This is a genomic window from Pseudomonas sp. KH_040, assembly GCF_057839305.1.
Genome location: NZ_CM174487.1, coordinates 4,842,728 through 4,858,639, shown reverse-complemented (window position 1 = coordinate 4,858,639; position 15,912 = coordinate 4,842,728). Strand labels below are relative to the sequence as shown.

Annotated in this window: 10 protein-coding genes; 4 read left to right on the top strand and 6 right to left on the bottom strand. The window is 58.6% G+C overall.

Features of this window, described 5'->3' with window-relative positions; translation table 11 throughout:
- Positions 1 to 318: 318 nt before the first annotated feature.
- The 3 genes from AC3IUF_RS21545 (at position 319) to csrA (ending at position 1,851) form a co-directional block, all read left to right on the top strand.
- Positions 319 to 1,134 (top strand): SDR family oxidoreductase, encoded by an 816-nt coding sequence (locus AC3IUF_RS21545; RefSeq protein ID WP_007908355.1) that lies wholly within the window; start codon positions 319 to 321, stop codon positions 1,132 to 1,134.
- A 63-nt stretch (positions 1,135 to 1,197) separates the two neighbouring features.
- The gene (locus tag AC3IUF_RS21540; protein WP_123375491.1) at positions 1,198 to 1,530 is read left to right on the top strand and encodes a YnfA family protein; all 333 of its coding nucleotides are present in this window, start codon (positions 1,198 to 1,200) and stop codon (positions 1,528 to 1,530) included.
- Positions 1,531 to 1,665: 135 nt separating this feature from the next.
- Positions 1,666 to 1,851, top strand: a complete 186-nt coding sequence (gene csrA / locus AC3IUF_RS21535) for a carbon storage regulator CsrA (protein ID WP_007908359.1) — start codon at positions 1,666 to 1,668, stop codon at positions 1,849 to 1,851.
- 4 nt (positions 1,852 to 1,855) lie between these two features.
- Here csrA and AC3IUF_RS21530 read toward each other — a convergent pair whose 3' ends face one another.
- From AC3IUF_RS21530 to AC3IUF_RS21510, 5 genes are all read right to left on the bottom strand, one after another.
- Positions 1,856 to 2,083, bottom strand: a complete 228-nt coding sequence (locus AC3IUF_RS21530) for a YheU family protein (RefSeq protein ID WP_003199186.1) — start codon at positions 2,081 to 2,083, stop codon at positions 1,856 to 1,858.
- 198 nt (positions 2,084 to 2,281) lie between these two features.
- Positions 2,282 to 3,472, bottom strand: coding sequence for an osmoprotectant NAGGN system M42 family peptidase (locus AC3IUF_RS21525; RefSeq protein ID WP_007949948.1), 1,191 nt, complete (start codon positions 3,470 to 3,472; stop codon positions 2,282 to 2,284).
- Between the two features lie 166 nt (positions 3,473 to 3,638).
- The gene (ngg, locus tag AC3IUF_RS21520; RefSeq protein WP_007908368.1) at positions 3,639 to 5,387 is read right to left on the bottom strand and encodes an N-acetylglutaminylglutamine synthetase; all 1,749 of its coding nucleotides are present in this window, start codon (positions 5,385 to 5,387) and stop codon (positions 3,639 to 3,641) included.
- Positions 5,388 to 5,390: 3 nt separating this feature from the next.
- A complete protein-coding gene (locus tag AC3IUF_RS21515) occupies positions 5,391 to 7,163 on the bottom strand; it encodes an N-acetylglutaminylglutamine amidotransferase (protein WP_007908369.1) in 1,773 nt (590 codons plus the stop codon).
- 109 nt (positions 7,164 to 7,272) lie between these two features.
- The gene (locus tag AC3IUF_RS21510; RefSeq protein WP_489279260.1) at positions 7,273 to 8,757 is read right to left on the bottom strand and encodes a dermonecrotic toxin domain-containing protein; all 1,485 of its coding nucleotides are present in this window, start codon (positions 8,755 to 8,757) and stop codon (positions 7,273 to 7,275) included.
- A gap of 341 nt (positions 8,758 to 9,098) precedes the next feature.
- On the opposite strand from AC3IUF_RS21510, the gene AC3IUF_RS21505 reads away from it, so the two are divergent.
- Entirely contained in the window at positions 9,099 to 13,913 is a 4,815-nt protein-coding gene (locus AC3IUF_RS21505) for an NEL-type E3 ubiquitin ligase domain-containing protein (protein WP_489279259.1), read from the top strand.
- A gap of 3 nt (positions 13,914 to 13,916) precedes the next feature.
- On the opposite strand, the gene mnmC is transcribed toward AC3IUF_RS21505, so the two are convergent.
- Positions 13,917 to 15,896: a bifunctional tRNA (5-methylaminomethyl-2-thiouridine)(34)-methyltransferase MnmC2/FAD-dependent 5-carboxymethylaminomethyl-2-thiouridine(34) oxidoreductase MnmC1 gene (gene mnmC, locus AC3IUF_RS21500; RefSeq protein ID WP_489279258.1), complete on the bottom strand. Its 1,980-nt coding sequence runs from the start codon at positions 15,894 to 15,896 to the stop codon at positions 13,917 to 13,919.
- Positions 15,897 to 15,912: the final 16 nt, after the last annotated feature.

The following is a 15,912-nucleotide window of genomic DNA, read 5'->3' as shown; positions in this document are numbered from 1 at the left end:
TGTTGATAGTGTTCGAGAAGTATTGGTATTCAAGGGCGACTGGAGACTAAGTAATTCCAGACGGCTTACAAATTCCGACCGGTGCGCGTGAAAGAAAATTCAATGTTTTTTTAATGTATTTGGATTGCTTGTTTATTTCCTTTGAAGCACAAGATCAAAAGATCGCAGCCTTCGGCAGCTCCTACAGGAGTTCGATGTAGGAGCTGCCAAAGGCTGCGATCTTTTGATCTTGCATTCAGCAACTTGATGGAGCGTGGGCGTGCGTCGATCCTTCGCTACACTCGGCGCATCTTCCCCGGAACAACAAGGCTGTTTGCTATGCAAAATCGCATGATGATCACTGGTGCGGGCTCGGGCCTGGGTCGCGAAATCGCGCTGCGCTGGGCGCGTGAAGGCTGGCAACTGGCCTTGTCCGATGTCAGCGAACCCGGCCTGCAGGAAACCCTGAAAATGGTCCGCGAGGCCGGTGGCGACGGGTTCATTCAGCGCTGCGATGTGCGTGATTACAGCCAGCTCACCGCATTCGCCCAGGCCTGCGAAGAGAAGCTCGGCGGCATCGACATCATCGTCAACAACGCCGGTGTTGCCTCGGGCGGTTTCTTCAGCGAGCTGTCGCTGGAAGACTGGGACTGGCAGATCGCGATCAACCTGATGGGCGTGGTCAAGGGCTGCAAGGCGTTCCTGCCGCTGCTGGAGCAAAGCAAAGGCAAGATTATCAACATCGCCTCGATGGCGGCATTGATGCAAGGCCCGGCCATGAGCAACTACAACGTGGCCAAGGCCGGGGTGGTGGCGTTGTCGGAAAGCTTGCTGATCGAGCTGGCGCAACAGGAAGTAGGCGTGCACGTGGTGTGTCCGTCGTTCTTCCAGACCAACTTGCTGGATTCGTTCCGTGGTCCCACCCCGGCGATGAAAGCGCAGGTCGGCAAGTTGCTGGAAAGTTCGCCGATCAGCGCGGCGGACATCGCCGATTACATCTATCAGCAAGTGGCCGCCGGCGAGTTCATGATTCTGCCCCACGAACAAGGCCGGATGGCTTGGGCGCTCAAGCAGAAGAACCCGCAACTGCTCTATAACGAAATGACCTCCATGGCGGAAAAAATGCGCGCCAAAGCCAAACAGAACAACGGCTGAGCTTGCCCGTAGCAGACCGCGTCGTTAGGGTGGCCGCAATGGTCACCCTGTCGAGACTCATCAATGCTCAATTACTTGTGGTTCTTCCTCGCGGCGCTGTTTGAAATCGCCGGTTGCTTCGCCTTCTTCATGTGGCTGCGCCAAGGCAAAAGTGCGTTTTGGGTGATTCCTGCGCTGCTCAGTCTGACCTTGTTCGCACTGCTGCTGACCCGCGTTGAAGCTAACTACGCGGGGCGTGCCTATGCCGCGTATGGCGGGATCTACATCGTCGCGTCGATTGGCTGGCTGATGGTGGTCGAGCGGGTGCGTCCTTTGAGTTCGGACTGGATCGGCGTGGCGCTGTGCGTGATCGGCGCTAGCGTGATTCTGTTCGGGCCGCGATTTTCTGCGGCGTGAGGGGTATTTGTCGGAAACGTCTGACGGCTTGATGCGAGCATGGCTGTAAGGCAAAACTGATTTGCCCGCCATGCATTGTAGAGCCGCGGCAAGCCGCGCATCTTCAGGGTTCGCTAACCCTGAAGGACGAATCTCATGCTTGTACTCAGCCGTGTCGTTGGTGAGTTGATTTCAATCGGCGACGACATTTCCCTGCGCGTGCTGTCGGTGAACGGCTCCAGCGTGCGCTTTGGCGTCGAGGCCCCGCAAAAGGTCAATGTGCACCGCGCGGAGGTCTATGACCGGATCAAGCGCAAGCAGGCCACCGAAAAGCTCCGCTAGGCATTCAATCGAACAGATGCTTGGGCACATCGTGTTTGAGCATCAACTGACATTGCTCGCTTTCCGGGTCGAAGACGATCAGCGCCTGGCCTTTGGTCAAGGCCTGACGCACGCGCAGCACACGGGTTTCCAGCGGCGTGTCATCGCCGTTGTCGGTGCCGTCGCGGGTGACGAAATCTTCGATGAGGCGGGTGAGGGTGTCGACTTCAAGTTGGTCGTGGGGAATGAGCATGGGCACCTCGGCTGAATCAATGGCGGGATGCTACGGCGATTGCGGTTTGCCTGCCAGTTTTGTGTTGCCTATGCCGACCTCATCGCTGGCAAGCCAGCTCCCACAGTAATTGGGGCAACACAAATTTGTGTACACCTCCGATACCTGTGGGAGCTGGCTTGCCAGCGATGGGGCCAGTCCTGTCATCACAAAGCCGGATCAAGTATCGGAACGCTGCCCCACCAGACTGTCCACCGACGGCACCCGCGTATCACTCTCCATCTGTGTGTCATGCTCGATCTGATGACTGAAGCGATCAAGCGAGGCATTCGCCGGCGCGGCATCGCTGGCAAACACTGGCGGGCTCAGAATATAAGCGCCAAGCAAACGACTCAGCGCGGCCAGGCTGTCGATGTGCGTACGCTCATAACCATGGGTCGCATCGCAACCAAACGCGAGCAGGGCAGTGCGGATGTCGTGGCCTGCAGTCACCGCCGAATGCGCATCGCTGAAGTAATAGCGGAACAGGTCGCGGCGCACCGGCAACTCGTTCTCGCTGGCCAATTTCAGCAAATGTCGCGACAGGTGATAGTCGTACGGCCCGCCGGAATCCTGCATCGCCACACTCACCGCATGCTCGCTGGAGTGCTGCCCCGGAGCGACCGGTGCGATGTCGATGCCGACGAATTCGCTGACGTCCCACGGCAATGCCGCTGCCGCGCCGCTGCCGGTCTCTTCGGTGATGGTAAACAGCGGATGGCAGTCGATCATCAGTTCCTGGCCGCTGTCGACAATGGCTTTGAGTGCCGCCAGCAGCGCCGCAACCCCGGCCTTGTCATCGAGGTGGCGGGCGCTGATGTGACCGCTTTCGGTGAATTCCGGCAGCGGATCGAAGGCGACCACGTCACCGATGCTGATGCCCAGTGAGTCGCAATCGGCCTTGGTCGCACAGTAAGCGTCCAGGCGCAGTTCAACGTGATCCCAACTGATCGGCATCTCGTCCACGGCGGTATTGAACGCGTGCCCGGAGGCCATCAGCGGCAACACACTGCCGCGAATCACGCCGTTGTCGGTGAACAGGCTGACACGGCTGCCCTCGGCAAAACGGCTCGACCAGCAGCCGACCGGGGCGAGGGTCAGACGCCCGTTATCTTTGATCGCGCGGACCGCCGCGCCGATGGTGTCGAGGTGCGCGGAGACCGCGCGGTCGGGGCTGTTCTTCTTGCCTTTGAGCGTGGCGCGAATGGTGCCGCGCCGGGTCATTTCGAACGGAATGCCGAGTTCTTCCAGACGCTCGGCGACATAGCGCACGATGGTGTCGGTAAACCCGGTAGGGCTGGGAATGGCGAGCATTTCCAGGAGGACTTTTTGCAGGTAGTTGAGATCCGGTTCGGGGATTTGCGTGGTCATGGAAACTCCTGATGGGTTGAGCACACCGATGGTTTCGATGAGGAAAGTTTTGTGTTGCTTGATCGGGCCTCATCGCTGGCAAGCCAGCTCCCACAGTTTTTGTGTGTACCGCAAAACTTGTGGGAGCTGGCTTGCCAGCGATGGCGTCGGTTCAGTCACTAGAGAATCAAGAGACAACCGGCTGACTGTGCGGAAACAACAAATCGACAAATCGCTCCGCCGTCGGCTGCGGTTCATGGTTGGCCAGCCCGGCGCGCTCGTTGGCCTCGATAAACACGTACTCGGGCTGATCCGCCGCCGGCACCATCAGATCGAGGCCGACCATCGGAATATCCAGCGCCCGTGCCGCCCGCACTGCCGCATCGACCAGCGTCGGGTGCAGAATCGCCGTGACATCTTCCAGCGTGCCGCCGGTGTGCAGATTCGCCGTACGCCGCACAAACAAATGCTCACCGGCCGGCAGAATGCTGCTGTAGTCATAACCCGCGGCATGCAAGGTGCGCTGGGTCTCGTGGTCCAGCGGGATCTTGCTCTCACCGCTGGTGGCCGCTTGCCGACGCCGACTCTGCGCCTCGATCAACGCGCCCACCGAATGCTGACCATCGCCTACCACTTCGGCAGGCTTGCGAATCGCCGCGGCCACCACTTCAAAGCCAATCACCAGAATCCGCAGATCAAGGCCTTCATGGAAGCTTTCCAGCAGCACGCGGCTATCAAACTGCTTCGCCGTTTCGATGGCTTGCTGCACCTCTTCGATGCTTTGCAAATCCACCGCCACGCCTTGACCTTGTTCTCCGTCGAGCGGCTTGACCACCACCCGTTGATGCTCGTCGAGGAAGGCCAGATTGTCGTCGGCATTGCCCGCCAATTGCTGCGAGGGCAGGTTCAACCCGGCGCCTTTGAGCACTTTGTGCGTCAGGCTTTTGTCCTGACACAGACTCATGCTGATCGCGCTCGTCAGGTCGCTCAACGATTCACGGCAACGCACCCGGCGCCCGCCATGGCTGAGGGTGAACAGCCCGGCATCGGCGTCATCGACCTGCACATCGATGCCGCGCCGATGCGCTTCTTCAACGATGATCCGCGCATACGGATTGAACTGCGCCTCCGGCCCCGGGCCGAGAAACAGCGGCTGATTGATGCCGTTCTTGCGCTTGATGGCGAAGGTCGACAGATTGCGAAAACCGAGCTTGGCGTAGAGGTTTTTCGCCTGCCGGTTGTCGTGCAACACCGACAGATCCAGATAACTCAGGCCGCGACTCATGAAGTGTTCGATCAGATGCCGCACCAGCACTTCGCCGACACCCGGGCGCGAGCACTGCGGATCAACCGCCAGGCACCACAGGCTGCTGCCGTTTTCCGGGTCGTTGAAGGCTTTTTGATGGTTCAGGCCCATGACGCTGCCGATCACCGCGCCGCTGTCTTCGTCCTCGGCCAGCCAGTACACCGGGCCGCCCTGATGATGCGGAGTCAGCCGCGTGGCATCGATCGGCAACATGCCGCGCGCCTGGTACAACTGATTGATCGCCTGCCAGTCCGCTTCACTTTGCGCGCGGCGAATACGAAAGCCGCGAAACACTCGGGTGGCCTGGCGGTAATCGCTGAACCACAGGCGCAAGGTGTCGGACGGGTCGAGAAACAGTTGCGTCGGTTCCAGGCCGAGAATCTGCTGGGGGGCGGCGACATACAAGGCAATGTCGCGCTCGCCGGGCTGCTCTTTCAGCAGTTCCTGCGCCAGTGATGCCGGGTCGGGAAAGGTATGGCCGATCAGCAACCGGCCCCAGCCGCAATGCAGCGCAATCGGCTCGGCGGCCAGCGTGCTGCCGTCTTCGGCCAGGCGCGCCTGCAAGCGTTCATAGGACGGAGTCTGACCGCGTAGCAGCCGTTGGTTGATGGCCGTGGCGTGGGGTTTCATCGATCAGATTCCTTGTTCACTGAGCCACAGGTTCAGGGCCGCCAGTTGCCACAGCTTCGAACCGCGTAACGGCGTCAGTTGGCCTTGCGGATCGGTCAGCAATTTGTCGAGCATGGCCGGGTTGAACAGGCCGCGATCCTGACTCGGATCAAGCAGCAGTTCGCGCACCCAGTTCAGCGTATCGCCCTGCAAGTGCTTGAGGCCGGGCACCGGGAAATAGCCTTTTTTACGGTCGATCACTTCGCTCGGAATCACTCGGCGAGCAGCTTCTTTCAGCACTTGTTTGCCGCCATCGGGCAGCTTGAATTTGCCGGGTACGCGGGCCGAGAGTTCGACCAGTCGGTAGTCGAGAAACGGCGTACGCGCTTCCAGGCCCCAGGCCATGGTCATGTTGTCGACGCGTTTGACCGGATCGTCGACCAGCATCACCGTGCTGTCCAGACGCAGGGCTTTGTCCACCGCCGCCTCGGCGCCGGGCTGGGCGAAATGCTCTTTGACGAAGTCACCGGCCGCGTCATGCGCAGTCAGCCACTGCGGTTGCACGGTGGCGGCGTAGTCGTCGTAGCTGCGGTCGAAAAACGCGTTGCGATAAGCCGCGTAAGGATCGGCAGCGCCGTCGACTTGCGGGTACCAGTGATAACCGGCGAACAATTCGTCTGCGCCCTGGCCGCTCTGCACAACCTTGCAGTGCTTGGCCACTTCACGCGACAGCAGATAGAACGCAATGCAGTCATGACTGACCATCGGTTCGCTCATCGCGCGGAACGCGGCGGGCAATTGCTCGATGATTTCTTTCTCGTCGATGCGCAATTGGTGATGCTGAGTGCCGTAGTGCTTGGCAATCAGATCGGAATACTGAAACTCGTCACCGCGTTCGCCGCCGGCATCCTGGAAACCGATGGAGAACGTCGAGAGGTTCTCGACGCCGACTTCACGCAACAGGCCGACGAGCATGCTCGAGTCGACACCGCCGGACAGCAGCACACCGACATCCACAGCGGCACGTTGACGAATCGCCACCGCTTCGCGGGTGCTGTCGAGGACGCGGTCGACCCAGTCTTCCAGCGTCAGACTTTTCTCGTCGTCGTGTGGGCCGTAGGGCAGGGTCCACCAGTTTTTCTGCTCGGTGCTGCCGTCGGCTTCAACGCGCATCCAGGTCGCAGGCGGCAGCTTTTCGATGCCGGCCAGCAAGGTGCGCGGCGCCGGGACCACGGCATGGAAATTCAGATAGTGATTGAGCGCCACCGGATCGAGAATCGGGTTGATGTCGCCGCCCTTGAGCAACGCCGGCAAGGCCGATGCAAAGCGCAGGCGTTGGCCGGTGCGCGACAGGTACAACGGTTTCACGCCGAGACGGTCGCGGGCGATGAACAGGCGTTTGGCGTCGCGTTCCCAAATGGCGAAGGCGAACATCCCGTTGAGCTTGGGCAGCAGCGCTTCGCCCCACGCGTGGTAGCCCTTGAGCAACACTTCGGTGTCGCCACCGGAATAGAACGCGTAACCCAGCGCTTCGAGTTCGGCGCGCAGCTCGGGGAAGTTGTAGATCGCACCGTTGAAGGCCAGGGAAAGGCCAAGTTGACTGTCGATCATCGGCTGCGCCGAGCCGTCCGACAGGTCCATGATTTTCAGGCGACGGTGGCCCAGGGCAATCGGCCCTTGGGCATGGAAGCCCCACGCGTCGGGGCCGCGAGGGGCCAGGTGATGGGTGATTCTCTCGATCGCTGCAAGGTCTGCAGGTTGTTGATCAAAGCGTAACTCGCCAGCTAATCCGCACATAAAGTCCTTACCGGTTTTTCCGTTGGGGAGGGGTCAAGCCGTACCTCGCCAGAAGAGCGGGTACTCAGAAACTGACCCGCCCCGGTAAGTGGAGTTTTAGAACGATAAGTTATAAGGCAACAGGTTCCAGCTTGTGCAGCAGAGTGCCCGGTTGTTCGCGCAAATGTTTCTGCACCTCAAACTGCCCGAAGTAGTCGTCCGCCATTTCGCTGTTTATGGGGGCACCGGGCTTCGCGGAGTCTGTTGCGGTCAGGCGTTTTTTCAGATCCACCAGTCGAGACAGCGCATCGTGTTTTTCGATGGCGGTCCAACGATCGAGGCTGGCGAAAACGAGGGCCAGCAATTCATCCGTGGCATAAATACGCAAGCGCCTGTTGAAGCCCTCGTTCGGGCTGTTGAGATGGGCTGCGCTTATAAGTGACGCCTGATTCTCCCGGCGATTGGCGTAGGCGGCCTCGTTGACATTGGCAACCGCCACCGCGAGTTCCCCGGCATCTGCTGTCAACTTATCGAGATGGCGATCGAAAAGATGTTTGTACAGGCCTGTCTCCAGCGGGATGAACGCGATGTCTTCCAGGAACGAAAGGCTTTCCAGATTCAATGTCCGGAAGTCACTTTGTTCGCGGTGGGTCAATTGCGAAATGAACAGTTCTTGCAGTTCTTTACTTGCAACGAAGTTGACGGCCAGGCGATACCTGCACTGGTCTTCACTGTCGTCCTGGTAAAAGCTGTCGCCAGCATCATTGGGAATGTAAACGTAGTAGCTGTCTTTCGTCGATTGATCGGTCTGGCGACAGGTTATCAATACGGCATCTGTCATGTATTTGCCAAATAGTTGTATCGAATACAGCTTGATTCTGGAGTTGTTGAACAGGTCACCATAAACAATGTCTTCGTTGCCTTTGGCGAGGTTCAACAGGGTGACAAGCCGAGAAAGAGGGAAGTTCGGTTTGCTGAAATATTTTCCGTAGGCGGCGAGCTTCATGTTTGTTTTATGCATTCGCAGGCTGATCAATTCGAGACTTGAGACTCTGAACGTTCTGGATATGTGTTTCTTGTATTCGCCCCCGAGATCAAGCTGGCGACTCAACAGCGCAAACGCTTGTGCGGTTATCTGAGTAGGCGTTGAGCCGTCGGGCGCTTCTTCGTCGACTTTGGTTAAGGTCTCGCTGTCGTCCGAGAAGTAACCGGCAGCCGCTTCCTGTTGCGTAAAATTCAGCATCGCTGCCTGCAACAAGGTGTAGGTGTGGGAGCCATCGTCCACGGCTGTCGCGGGTTTGAGCTTGATGCTGTCGTTGATACTGAATCGTCCTCCATACTGTTGCTGCAGCGCCTGTCGCAGCTTTCGCTTGCAGAGATCCTCCAGCGTTTCCAGTTTGCCCAGCAATTGATCAATGTAGCACTGGTAGGGCAGCGCCTCATCGAACAATGCACGGAATCCGTCAAGTCTGACCGGGTCGGCTTTGAGCAATCCGTCACTGATGAATCGGGCAACGACGGTTGCCTTGTCCCGGTTGCCCATTACATTGAGCAGTTTTTTCAGCGTGGCTTCATGGGTCAAAACGCTTGCTTGTTGTTGCGTCTGGATAATCATGTTGGAAATCTCGTGTTGAAGAAGAGACTTGATCCTAGGCCGTCGAAACGAAAAAAAATAACGTGTTTATTTGATCGCTTGAGCCATGAAGTCAGCGGTATTTTGATTGAAATATATACATATCTATCGCCACGGAAAGGTCTGAGTGTGTGTGCGGTATTTGCAGGGGAGATGGCACTCGGGGCACCCTGAAGTTGCCGGAAAAGTGGTGGTAGATATCTATGTTATTGATGAGGGGTGTTGTGGTTTTATGCGTGCAGGAACATCAGGTCTTGGATTGTTAATTGTTCTTCGATTCCGATATGTTCAAACCTCCACTTCGCAATAAAGGACTATTGCCGATGTCAACCAAAGCAAAGCTTTCACAAAAAACAATCCTCAGCACATTGCTCGATGCCACAGAGGATCTCGATACCGCCCAGACTCTGCAAGAAAGCCTACCGGCGCATTTATTGAAAGCGACGGTGGCCGCTTTGTCAGCCCTTGATCAGACAAGCCGTGATCTGCACCAGATTCAGGCGACCGTAGCGGCGGATCTGCTCGCATTGAAGCCCTTGCAGACGTTCTGCATCAGTGAACTGAGCGATGCCTTGAGTCGCAAATGGTCGGTGGTTTTTGATGTCGAGAAAGACTTTCTGAGTCTGCCGGGCGTTGATTGCGGTTGCCCTGCGACCTCTACCGACGAGAACGGTATTCAGACGTTCCCGCACGCTACAACGACGCTGTTGCAAGCGGCGATGCAGAACTTCAGCGAAGACGAGGCGGCTGAGAGCTTTCCGCAAGGCAGTTTTATTCGAGTGCACAGTGCCCCAGACGGTGTCACCGGGCTGACCCCGGCCACGTTTGCCGCTTTTTGCCGAGAGCTGGATTTGGGCAAGCGCTATCAGGAGCATTTCCAGCTGGTGTTCGGCTTGCGCGACAGCGATGACAAGGTGATCGCCACCAGCACCATGACCGCTGATATCGCGAAAATGAAAAAGCTGCTGTTGCAATTCGACATGCACCAGGCCGCTCTTAAAAGCCATATCACCTTGTCTGGTCAGCAAATGCTGCAGAAGCTGATCGACTTCGATGGCGTGGTGTCGGCGCAAACACTGCTCTATGGCAACCGAACGCTGATCATGCAAGGCATTGAAATTTTCGACAGTTGCGTCTGGGGTGTGGTGGTGTTTTCTGCCCGTTCGGTGGAGTTGTACCCCGATGAGTGGTGCCTGGTGTACATGGCGGGTGAGCCCGAGCGACCACTGTACGAATACAGCAGTTTTACCGCGTTCAAGCAGTACCTGACGCAGCAGTTGAAGGTTAAAAGTTACAAGGATTATTTCGCCAACAGCATTGATGAAGACGACAAGGCCGATTTTTTCAAATCACTCGCTGACAGCGCGGATCTGGGCCACATCAAGCAATTGCCGATCGCCGTGCCACTCTTTGAGTTCATGCTGCAAAGCCATGTCGGCAAGCTTCAGCTCGACGCGCGCAAACTGGCGGTGCCGACCGCTGATATCGATGAGGATGTCCGCCGGAAACGCTTGCTGGATTTTCTTCAGTTGGGTGTGACCGTTGCGTCCGTGGCGGGGTTCGTCGTGCCGGTGCTCGGGCAATTGATGATGGGCGTTGCAGTCGGGCAGTTGCTCAGTGAAGTTTACGAAGGGGTCGAGGATTGGCGCCGCGGTGATCATCAGAAAGCCCTGTCGCATCTGTTGAGCGTCGTGGAAAACATTGCGCTGACGGTTGCCTTTGCCGGGGGACAAAAAGCCTTGGGAGCGCTGGGTAAGAAACTGCTGCAGTCTCACCCGGCGTTCTTCGGTGAATTCACCGCCATTATCAATCACGCTGGCCAGCCGCGCCTGTGGAAACCTGACCTTTCGCGCTATGAGCATTTCCTGCCGACGGGATTGACGGTCGCGCCGAGTTCCGAGGAGTTTTATCAGATCGGTGCGAAAACCATGGCTCGCGTCGATCATCGGTTCTTCGCCGGACCTTATGATTCCGCCGCGAAAGTCTGGCGCCTGGAACATGCCGAACGCGCGCAAGCTTATGTGCCGGAGCTTGTCCGGCACGTCGAAGGTGGCTGGCGGCTGCCTGCTGAAGAACCGCAAGAGTGGGGCAGTTCCGCGTACACGCTCAAACGTATCGATCCGCAATTGAGCGAATTCGTGGATACCGACCTGGACATGATGCGGCGACTCAGCGACACCTCGCCAGAAACCTTGCATCAGGCCTTTACTGACAATCTGAGTTTGCCTGTGCGGCTGCGCGAAACCGTGGAGCGCGCGCGCGTCGTGCGTCAGCTGCGGCAATTGACCCGCGAACTGCAGAACGGCGAAACCCATTCCGGCCAGCCTGTTGAAGCGCAATTGCACGCCTTGCCGAAAATGTCCGGTTGGCCGACCGACCGCTACATTGAGGTGACCGACGCAGAAGGCACAGTGACGGCGACCTATCCGCAAACCAAAGTGCTCGACGAATCGCTGGCGGTGGTGGTCAGCGAAAAACAACTGGCGCACGGCCAGTTGCTGCAATCCGTAGTCGATGGCCTGTATCAGAAAGAGGTGGACACTTTGCTCGGCGGCAAAGTCGCGCAAAGTGTTGAAGAGTCGACGCTGGCAAAGAAACTCGGTGCGGTTTTGCAGGCGGATCATCGCGCGGCTTTCGAGCGTATGTATCAACGCTACGATAAAAGTGACGTCGATGATGTTCTGAAGCTGCGCCGTGTTTTTCCCGATATCCCGGCGCGTTATGCGAAAGCACTCATCGAGCGCGCGTCGAGTGTGCAGCGCCTGCATCTGCGTAAAACCGGTCGAGTACCGCTGCGGCTGGGGCAGGAGGTCAGCGATGGTATTGGTAAAGTGCGACTGGATCGCGCACTGGCGGGGTTTCATTGGCCGAGGCTCGCCAACGCCGACACCGACAGGCTGGCGATTCAGTTGTTGCCTCGTCTGAGCGGCTGGGATTCCCGACTGCGTCTGGAACTGCGCGACAAAACGCTCAGCGGGCCGATTCTGCAAGCCGTTGGCGACACCTCGGCGCTCCCCGCCGATACGTGCTCGCTGGTGAAGTCGGCTGAGGGGTATGAGGCTTTTGGCGGCGACGGCAAAACCTTGGGAAAAGTGGCATTCGGCCCTGACGCGCTGTACGAAGCCATCCTCAAGGCCCTGCCGCGACGCCAGCGAACAGCCATTGGCTTTGCAGACCCGAAGCAGGCCAGCGCGGCAAAGCTGCGCAGCCAGTTGCTCAACGCTGCACTGGATGAGCGCGAGGCCACGGCGCGCACGCTGGTCAATGGCAAGCCTGAGCCGCAGGTTGTCGAACCAGTCTGTAATCAGGGTGATCAGCCGCCTGCGGTGCAACATCCACCGGCGTTGCTGCGCAAAGTGCGCAAACTCTTTCCGCGCTTGAGTGAAACGCAGGCCAGTGAGTTCATCGATGGCCTGGGAGACGATCAGTTGACTCGTGCGACACGGGTCAATGCCTTGCGCCAGGATCTGCAAAGCTTGCGTGAAGCGCTATTCCTCTGGAGTGAGGATACTGGCGCAATGAACAAACTCGGAGGGGATCTGGCGGAAGTGCGGCACAGCCGCAAAACCATGGCCGAGCTGATCGAAAACGGATTCCGCCGGTATTACTCCGTCACCAATGAAAACGGGAAATGGGTGGGGGTCCTGAATTTTGATGGCATGCGGGTCGGAAAACTGCCGACGCTGCCCCCGGGGATCAGCTTTGACCACATCCAGAAACTGTTCATGAATGACATGGCACTGGATGATGATGTCGCGTACTTCCTCAAGTCATTCAAAAAGCTTGAGACGCTCGAGCTCGATCGCAATGCCATTACCCGCCTCCCTGAGGTGCTGTCGCATATGCCCGATATCACTCGCTTGTGTCTGGCGGGCAACAAGCTGCAGCTGACCGAGTATACGCTGGCCAAACTCAGCGGTTTGCGCTCGCTGCATCACCTGAACCTCAACGAAAATCCGCTGAATGCCACACCGGATGTCAGACAGATGTTCAATCTGCGTCGTCTGTTACTGCAAGACACCGGCCTCACGGAAATCCCCAAGGGACTTGAGTATCTGCTGTATCTGGACTGGGTGGACTTGCGCAGCAACAAGATCAAGAACCTGCCTGACTGGTTGTTCAAGACACCGCGAAGTTTCAGCCAGGCGCTGGACCTGGGACTCAATCCCTTGGCCGATCCGAGCAAAACGCACCTGGAGAATTATCGCGACAATTTCGGTATCGGTATGGGGTATCTGGAAAACGACATCGCTCGAATGAACGAGCAACAGGCACGCTCGCTTTGGCTTGCTGATAAAACGGCTGAGACGGGGGCCGGGCGTGAACGGATCTGGAACGCATTCAAGGATGATCCACGCGCCGAGAGCCTGTTCCATCTGCTCGCTGAGCTGGGTGATACCGCCGATTCGGAAAAGGTCAACAAGGACATGCAGCGGCGAGTCTGGGCCGTGCTGGAAGCAGCCGAAGCCGATACAGCGCTGTGTGATCAGATACTGAGTCTGGCCGCCACCCCGATCAATTGCACCGACAGTGCGGCAATGAACTTCAGTTATCTGGAGGTCGCCGTGGAGGTCGATCGGGTGACCCGGCTGGCCGGAAACCGGATCGCCAGTGGCAAGCCGTTGCTTGAGCTGGGACGTGGCCTGTTCCGGCTGGAACAATTGAATGAAATTGCTCGGGCGCATGCCGCCAAGGTCCCGAAGGTGGATCCACTGGAGGTAAACCTCGCCTATCGCATCGGTCTGGCCGAGACACTGGAATTGCCCGGCCAGCCGCGCAATATGCTTTTTGGCACATTAGGCGGGGTCACCGCAGCCGATCTGGACGTCGCGAAAAACCAGGTCGCCACGGCGGAACTCTCGCCCAAATGGCTGCAGTTCATGAGTGAGCGGACATTCTGGAGAGACTATCTGGAGCGCACACTTGCGCATCAGTTTTCCTCTATCCGAGATATGTATGACCAGCGCATGACTGCCTTGGACGCGAAGAAAGACACGATGTCCAGTGTCGATTACCTGAGCCAGTCCGGAGTCCTCAAGGTCGAGCGCCAAAACGCCATGGACGAGGTGATGACGCGTCTGACCACCGATGCGTTGCGCGACGCGGATCTGGGCATCTGCACCTTGGCTGACGGATAAGTGCTACTTGCCGCGAATCAGCTTGCGCAACGCGAAACGGTTGGGATGACAGGCTTCGGCGACGCTTCTGGGCACAGGCAGCGGCTCATCGTCCAGCCAGGCAGCCAGCAGCTCGCCCGACAGCGGCGCGGTGATCAGTCCTCGCGAGCCGTGGCCACTGTTGATGTACAGGCCGTCGAGCCACGGACAGGCGATGTCCGGAATCTGACGGGCGTCCTTGCTCAGCAGCGCATAAGCGTCAAGAAACGCTTTGCGGTCGGCGAGGGGACCGACCATCGGTAAATAGTCTGGGCTGGTGCAGCGAAAGGCTGCGCGGCCCTGCAGGTTTTCGACAGGCTGTTCGCTGATTTTCAGGCGTGCGACAAGGTCAGAGGAAATCTCTGCAAGCATCGCCAGATTGCCTTGGTGTTCGGCGGTGGTCGGTGTCAGATCATCGCTGTTGAAATCGAAACTGGCGCCGAGGGTGTGTTCGCCCAAGCGGGCAGGAGCGACGTAGCCTTCGGCACAGACCACGGTGGCCAGTGTCTGACTGGCTGCGGTTTCGGCGAGACGGGTGATCTGTCCGCGAATGCGCTTGAGCGGCAACTCGGCACTCTGGGCAAAGCGTTGGATCTCGGCGGCACCGGCCAGCACCACGACCGGCGCGCTGGCGAGCAAACGCTCACCGTCCAGCGCCTGCCATTGATCATCGACCTTGCGCAGTTGCAACGCTTCGCAATGGCTGAGCAGTTCGATGTTCGGCTGCGCCGCTTGCGCCTGACACAGCGCCGGCGGATGCACCCAACCCCCTTCGGCATAGTACAAGCCGCCGTGGGCTACTCCGACTCCGGCACGGGCCTGCGCCTCGGGTTGATCCAGCCACTGCAACAGGTCTTCCGGGAAGGCTTCAGCCAACTGCGCGTGACGCTCGGCTTCCTTGGTATTGAACGCCAGTTGCAGCACGCCACAATCGTCCCAGTCAGTGCCGCGTTGCAGGGTTTCCAGCAGGCGCCGGGTGTAACCGAAACCGCTGACGATCAGCTGCGACAGCGCCGTGCCGTGGGCGGACAACTTCAGGTACAGCACGCCCTGCGGATTGCCCGAGGCTTCTTGCGCGACGGCCTCATGGCGCTCCAGCAAAGTGACCTGCCAGCCGCGTGCGGCCAGGCTGGACGCCGTGGCACATCCGGCGAGACCGGCGCCAATCACCAGTGCTCGACGGTCACTGGTGATCGGCGCAGGGCGAGCAAACCAGGGTTTTTCCGGCGCCGGCGGCGTCACCTCTGCCGGCCAGCCGAGGAATTCGCCACGGAGGATTTCCCACTTGTGGCCGATGCCCGGCGTGCGCTTCATTTTGAACCCGGCGGCATTGAGCAAACGCCGTACCCAGCCGGTGCTGGTGAAGGTGCTGATGGTCGAACCGGGCGCTGCCAGTCGCGCCAGTTCGACAAACAGTTCGGCGGTCCACATGTCGGGGTTTTTCGCCGGGGCGAAACCGTCGAGAAACCACGCGTCGATCTGTGCGTCGAGCTGCGGCAGTTGCTCCAGTGCATCGCCGATCAACAGCGTCAGCGTCACGCGGCCGTTGGCCAGGGTGATGCGCTGAAAGCCGGCATGGATTGCCACGTAATGGCGCAGCAACTGATCGGCCAACGGTTTGAGTTCCGGCCAGAGTGCCAAGGCACGCTTGAGGTCGGCGGGGCTCAACGGGTATTTTTCGACGCTGACAAAATGCAGTCGCGCACCGGCCACGGCGTGTTGCTCGAACAACTGCCAGGCGCAGAGAAAATTCAGCCCGGTGCCAAAACCGGTTTCACCAATAACCAGACGACCAGTTGCCGGCAGTGCGGCAAAACGCTCGGCCAGGCGATTCTGTTCGAGGAACACATAACGGGTTTCTTCCAGACCTGATTTGTCGGAAAAATACACGTCATCGAACACCCGCGAATGCGGGCGTCCCTGGTCATCCCAGTCGAGTTGGGCGTGGGGCAATACAGGTTTCATGGCAGGCTCGGCAACG

What these genes read in the sequence shown, in the direction of transcription:
- AC3IUF_RS21510 (WP_489279260.1), bottom strand. Translation starts at nt 8,757, where the DNA reads ATGATTATCCAGACGCAACAACAAGCAAGCGTTTTGACCCATGAAGCC.
- mnmC (WP_489279258.1), bottom strand. Translation starts at nt 15,896, where the DNA reads ATGAAACCTGTATTGCCCCACGCCCAACTCGACTGGGATGACCAGGGA.
- ngg (WP_007908368.1), bottom strand. Translation starts at nt 5,387, where the DNA reads ATGAAACCCCACGCCACGGCCATCAACCAACGGCTGCTACGCGGTCAG.
- AC3IUF_RS21525 (WP_007949948.1), bottom strand. Translation starts at nt 3,472, where the DNA reads ATGACCACGCAAATCCCCGAACCGGATCTCAACTACCTGCAAAAAGTC.
- AC3IUF_RS21545 (WP_007908355.1), top strand. Translation starts at nt 319, where the DNA reads ATGCAAAATCGCATGATGATCACTGGTGCGGGCTCGGGCCTGGGTCGC.
- AC3IUF_RS21530 (WP_003199186.1), bottom strand. Translation starts at nt 2,083, where the DNA reads ATGCTCATTCCCCACGACCAACTTGAAGTCGACACCCTCACCCGCCTC.
- AC3IUF_RS21505 (WP_489279259.1), top strand. Translation starts at nt 9,099, where the DNA reads ATGTCAACCAAAGCAAAGCTTTCACAAAAAACAATCCTCAGCACATTG.
- AC3IUF_RS21515 (WP_007908369.1), bottom strand. Translation starts at nt 7,163, where the DNA reads ATGTGCGGATTAGCTGGCGAGTTACGCTTTGATCAACAACCTGCAGAC.
- AC3IUF_RS21540 (WP_123375491.1), top strand. Translation starts at nt 1,198, where the DNA reads ATGCTCAATTACTTGTGGTTCTTCCTCGCGGCGCTGTTTGAAATCGCC.
- csrA (WP_007908359.1), top strand. Translation starts at nt 1,666, where the DNA reads ATGCTTGTACTCAGCCGTGTCGTTGGTGAGTTGATTTCAATCGGCGAC.